The organism is Flavobacterium aquidurense, from assembly GCF_031458035.1.
In the GTDB taxonomy this organism is placed as follows: domain Bacteria; phylum Bacteroidota; class Bacteroidia; order Flavobacteriales; family Flavobacteriaceae; genus Flavobacterium; species Flavobacterium aquidurense_C.
The window spans coordinates 1-4,448 of sequence record NZ_JAVDXR010000021.1; the positions used below are offsets into that span (position 1 = coordinate 1).

Annotated in this window: 4 protein-coding genes; 2 read left to right on the plus strand and 2 right to left on the minus strand. The window is 36.3% G+C overall.

Annotated features, from left to right (window positions below; all coding sequences use genetic code 11):
- Positions 1-74: 74 nt before the first annotated feature.
- Positions 75-665, minus strand: coding sequence for a Crp/Fnr family transcriptional regulator (locus tag J2X17_RS18965; protein ID WP_310301650.1), 591 nt, complete (start codon positions 663-665; stop codon positions 75-77).
- 567 nt (positions 666-1,232) lie between these two features.
- Positions 1,233-2,189: a sigma-54 interaction domain-containing protein gene (locus tag J2X17_RS18970; RefSeq protein WP_310301652.1), complete on the minus strand. Its 957-nt coding sequence runs from the start codon at positions 2,187-2,189 to the stop codon at positions 1,233-1,235.
- A gap of 626 nt (positions 2,190-2,815) precedes the next feature.
- Between J2X17_RS18970 and J2X17_RS18975 the strand changes: the two genes are divergently transcribed.
- Both J2X17_RS18975 and J2X17_RS18980 read left to right on the plus strand, forming a co-directional pair.
- Positions 2,816-3,601 carry an alpha/beta hydrolase gene (locus tag J2X17_RS18975; RefSeq protein WP_310301654.1) on the plus strand — a complete coding sequence of 262 codons (786 nt, stop codon included), beginning with the start codon at positions 2,816-2,818 and terminating at the stop codon, positions 3,599-3,601.
- Between the two features lie 53 nt (positions 3,602-3,654).
- Positions 3,655-4,347, plus strand: coding sequence for an alpha/beta fold hydrolase (locus J2X17_RS18980; RefSeq protein WP_310301655.1), 693 nt, complete (start codon positions 3,655-3,657; stop codon positions 4,345-4,347).
- Positions 4,348-4,448: the final 101 nt, after the last annotated feature.

Below are 4,448 nucleotides of genomic sequence, written 5' to 3' on the forward strand. Positions count from 1 at the left end.
TCTGATGTCATATTGTTAAATTTAAAAGTGTACTTAAATTTAAACTTATATTTCCTGATAATAGTTAACTTAAGTTAACTTTTGCGTACTGCCAATCTTTTTCTTATCCTGCACAGTGATTGGAATTCTATGCCTAGAAAAGATGAAATTTCCTTTAAATTCACAACGTTAAAAATTTCAGGAGCTTCAGCCATCAGTTTAAGGTAGCGTTCTTCGGGAGAAAGGTCATAATACCCCATAAATCTGTCTTCTACTAACTTATAAGCAAATTCTGCAAATAACCTGCCTACCTTAGCCCATTCTAACGAAACCTTATATAATTCCTGAAGGTCATCATAACTTATGCTGATCACCGTAGATTCCGTAATAGCTTCAATATCATGATCGCATGGGATTTGCTGAACAAAGCTTACAAAAGAAACGAGAGTTTGTCCGGGAGCATGGATGAAAATATTTCGTTGTTCACCATTGGTATCTAACTTGTAAGTTCTAAAATATCCCGTCTTAATAAACGACGAGGTTTTACAAATTTTTCCACTTACATTGTATTTTTCACCTTTTCTAAAAGTGTTCGTCGTCCACATATTGGCCGACAAAGAAAAAGCCTCTTCTGACAGGTTACAGCATAGGCCTAAAAACTCTCTTGCTTCTTGCAGGTTATCCATAATGTATATTTTTTGAGTAAACTTAATATGGTTTATTTACTATATAGCAAATCTAGCAACTAAATTTCTGATAATTTAGCTTAATATTTTGAATAATTCACAAATTGTATTAATTATGTACAACGTTTACTTTTAAATATGATAATTTTAAAAGCTTTCATATAGTCATTTTTTTATTGAATTTAGCAACGCTGCTTAGCTATATTAAATTAAAACTGCAATAGCTTTCAATAATTAATCGGCTTTTCAGAGTATACATCATCATTAAATATCCTTCCAATATTCTAATTACTAAAGGATTGCCATCTCTTTTGTGCGATAATCTATAAATATTATTCTTTATGAGATCTTTAGTTTATTGATAAAATGAGTAGTATTGACAGCGATCAACTTTGATAAACTTTATTTAAATATTAATAAAAAGTACATTGTTTACACCTCAGGGCTATCCCTTAGCCTTAAATAGTACTAAAAACAGACACCGAAGGCCAGAACTAGATATTCAGATTTAACTATATTAACTTGTAAGTCTGAATTCAAATTTGGAGCTTTTATCCATTAAATTTTTCAATCATTTTTAGATTTGCCTCCCTTTTTAGATTTCTTTTTTTCGATCTTCAGTTTTTTTATTCTCGAATTGAGTGTTGGCACCTTTATTCCTAATATTTCCGCAGCGCCTCCAGGTCCATATACTTTCCAGTTGCATTTAATAAGCACTGTCAGAATGTGTTCACGCTCTACCTCTTCTAAGGTTCTCATATAGTCAATAGGTTGCTCTAATTTGTCGGGATACGAAGTAAGAGGTCCAAAGGTTTTAATAAGAATATTGTCGCACATCAGGACGTGACGATGAAGTAAGTTTTCCAATTCTCTGACATTTCCGGGCCAATCATAGTTTGCTAATTCCTGCATGGCTTGTTCGCTGATTCCCGTTACCGTTCTCTTTTCAGTTTTGCTGAGCCTTGTCAAAAAATGGTCGACAAGCAAGGGAAGGTCATCTTTCCTTTCACGAAGTGGCGGCGAGTGCAGAGGAAAAACATTAAGGCGATAATAAAGGTCGGAGCGAAACTTACCTGCTGCGACATCTTCCTTAAGATTACGATTCGTCGCTGCTACCACTCGAACATCAATCTTTTTAATGGTTCCACCAATTATTTCTATCTCTTTTTCCTGAAGTACCCTTAAAAATTTTGCCTGAACTTCCAGAGGAAGTTCACCTATCTCATCAAGGAATATTGTTCCGCCGTCCGCCTGTTCGAAACGACCGGCCCGTTTTTCCATAGCATTTGTAAATGCTCCCTTTTCATATCCAAACAGCTCAGTTTCTAACAAGCTTGCTGGTAATGCTGCACAGTTCACGGATATCATTGGAAGCCTTGCTCTTGCTGAAAGCTTATGAATGTTGTTGGCTATCAGTTCCTTTCCTGTACCGCTTTCACCAAAAATTATGACCGACACATCAGACGTTGCAACGCGCATAATATGCCGATTCAGTTCCTGCATTGATTTTGATTGCCCAACCATAAAATTCGTAATTGCTAATTATAAAAAACCGTTCATAAAAATGAATGCCTTGTCTTTTTGAGATTCGCTTAAACCAATTTCAATCTTACCGTTACATTCTTTTCGAGGAACAGAAGCTGATACCTAGAGCTAATTTCAACTAGAAAAATTTTTGCTTACTAAATAAAGAAACATAAAAATACCATTTTTCATCTTTAATCTACAATTAATTGGCATTATAGTTTACTTAAAGTAATTAAGTACAAGAACATTTTTTTGCGACTTCATTACAAAGCATTGTTGACTGCTTGTGAAAATTAATTCGCTGGAAGGAATTTTTAAGAATTTTCCTTTCCCTATAAATCTTGCTATCTCCCAGATGATGGAAATTTCTGCTGGAAATTTTAAATTATCTATTTTAAAAATAATGTTTGGATTTCAATTTGTAAGCCATGATATTGTATTTAAAATTGTTGATATATCATCAAAAATTTAATAGTAAAAGCGGTATTAGACAATTAAGACATTATTACTTATGCGCTAATTAACTAATAATCAATAACTTATGTCAATGGCATAAAAAATGCATAAAGTATTGTGTTCCTGACGAGCAGGTTCAATAACTTAAAACTTAATAATTTTTAATCATGAAAAAACAAATTACAATGAGAATTATGACTGCCTTTGCAATGCCAATATTGGTAGTAGCAATGATGCTAAGCACTTCAGAAGCTTTCGCGCAAACAGGTAATGTTAAAAACGTAGTCCTGGTTCACGGCGCATTTGCTGACGGCTCGGGTTGGAAAGCACTGTATGATATTCTATCGAAAAAAGGATACAATGTTACGATAGTGCAAAATCCGCTTACCTCGTTGGCTGCAGATGTTGAAGCAACCAATCAGGCCCTTGACAGACAGGATGGGCCAACAATTCTTGTTGGGCATTCATGGGGAGGATCAGTAATTACCGAAGCAGGTAACCATCCAAAAGTAGTTGCCTTGGTATATGTTGCTGCCGTTCAGCCTGATAAAGGCGAATCGGCTTTGAGTCAGCTTCAGTCTGCGCCGGTAGCTCCGGAAAGCGGAATACTTCCTCCTGATGAAAATGGAATAGTATATTATGAAAAATCTAAATTTCATGGTGGATTCTGTGCCGATCTTCCTAAATCTGAAGCTGACTTTATGTTTGCATCTGAAGGACGTTTCTTCGCAGCAGCATTTGCCACTCCTATTACCAACCCTGCCTGGAAAAACAAACCTAGCTATGCTTGTTTAGCTACTGAAGACAAGACAATAAATCCGATCATTCAGCGCACAATTTATGCGCGTTCCAAATCAAAAATTACTGAGATAAAAGGAAGTCACGTAATCTTTATGTCACAGCCTGCAAAGGTTGCGGCAGTTATAGAAAAAGCCTCTGCAGAGACTAAATAGTCTCTGGGCTGGCAATTTAAACAGGTTAGTTATTTACCGTAGATTTAAATAAAATGAAAAGACGGATCAAAAATGTAGTGCTGGTTCACGGTGAATTTGAAGACGGATCAGGTTGGGAACCATTATTTCATGTTTTGATTGAAAAAGGTTTTAACGTGGTAGTGGTGCAGAATCCACTTAGCTCACTTGAAGATGATGTACGTCAGACCAATTTAGTTCTTGATAGAATGGAAGGCCTCGCGATACTTGTAGGCCACTCTTGGGGGGGGGTGGTAATTACTGAAGCAGGTAACCATCCTAACGTAGCTGCACTCGTTTATGTAGCAGCATTTCAGCCGGATAATGGTGAATCGGCCCTTCACTGGATCCAGACTATTGAACCGGCGCCTGAAAGCGGTTTGCTACCACCAGATGACAATTGTATTGTTTATCAGGAAGAATCGAAGTTTCATGGTGGATTCTGTGGTGATATTGATGCTAAAAAAGCAGCATTTATGTACGCATCGCAGGGCGCATTTTATGCAAAAGCCTTTACTTCTACGGTTTCTAACGCTGCCTGGAAGACAAAACCGTCATGGGGCTGTATAGCCACGCAGGATAAAATCCTAAACCCGGATATCCAACGTAATATGTATGGACGTTCCAATACCAAAACAAGGGAGATAGAAGGCAGTCATGTGATCTTCATGTCTCAGCCTGAATTGGTAGCAGAAGTTATAGTTGAAGCAGCCGAAAGTGTTGCTTAATTATTAATAAAATTCAACAAATCCTTTTTCCGACAGAAGTTAATTTTCTTTAGGAGATGCAATATTAACTTTTAATAAAATTTATAAATTATGAAAACTTC